General features: G+C 57.7%; 1 protein-coding gene. It reads left to right on the top strand.

Annotation, left to right across the window (positions count from 1 at the left end; translation table 11 throughout):
• Positions 1-19 precede the first annotated feature (19 nt).
• A partial coding sequence (locus tag K288_RS0143525; protein ID WP_244443501.1) for a recombinase family protein occupies positions 20-1,101 on the top strand: 1,082 nt, incomplete at its 3' end.

Here is a 1,101-nt window from a genome sequence, read left to right as displayed (position 1 = left end):
CCAATCGATCCGGCAGGTCTTGCTCTGGTTGCTCCAGGAGAAGATCGCACTACCCTTCGCCGCGGGAGGTTCGCACGATCCGAAAATCGAATGGCGTACACCAAGCTACACGACGTTGAATCACATGCTCACCAACCCTGTGTATGCCGGTGCCTACGTGTTCGGACGACGGGGTGTCCGGATGACGGTCGAGAACGGTCGGAAGAAGGTAAAGCGAAATCCCCAACGAGATTGGAAAGTCTGGGACGTGCTGCTCCGCGACCATCACGAGGGCTACATCTCCTGGGATGAGTTTGTTCGGAACCAACGCCTCATTGCGGACAATGCCAACGGCAAGAGCTATCTGGGTCGAGGAGCCGTCCGACGCGGCGAAGCACTTCTCCCTGGGCTTTTGCGCTGCGCGCGATGTGGCCGGCGGTTATACGTTCAGTATTCTGGCAGAGGCGGCGACACGCAGAGATATGTCTGTCGCGGAGACTTCAACAAGGCGGCCGTCGCAGCCTGTCTTGGCTTCGATGGAATGCGCCTCGATCGGATGGTGGCGCGAGAGGTGCTGGAGCGGCTTCAACCGCTTGGCGTTGAGGCTGCGCTAAATGCAATGAAAACTCAGGGTGCCGAACAGTCGGAAAAACTGCTTCAGCTCCAAAGGTCTCTTGAACAGGCGCATTACGAAGCAAACCGAGCGTATCGCCAATATGACGCGGTCGACCCCGACAATCGTCACGTCGCTGGTGAACTTGAGCGTCGCTGGAACGAGCGCATCCAAGCTGTGCGTACAATTGAGCGAGAAATCGAGAGTTTGGCCAGTTCGCCTTCTCCTGGACTTAGCGCCGGCGATCGCGAAGCGCTGCTTAAGCTCGGGGACGATCTGAATAGAGCTTGGCAGCGCCCCGGTGTTACGTCGGAGATCAAGAAGAAGATCCTGCGTACGGTGCTGTCGGAAATCATCGTCGACGTGGATCAGGACAATCAGCATCTGGACCTCATCATCCATTGGCAAGGTGGCGATCACACCCGCCTGAAAGTTAAGAAGAACCGTGTCGGCGTGACGCGTTGGACGACCGACACCGAGGTAGTGGATCTTGTGCGCATGCTCGCACG

The sequence above is a fragment of the Bradyrhizobium sp. Ai1a-2 genome, assembly GCF_000426245.1.
In the GTDB taxonomy this organism is placed as follows: Bacteria; Pseudomonadota; Alphaproteobacteria; order Rhizobiales; family Xanthobacteraceae; genus Bradyrhizobium.
The sequence above is the reverse complement of the archived record's forward strand: the minus strand, read 5'-3'. Positions and strand labels throughout refer to the sequence as shown.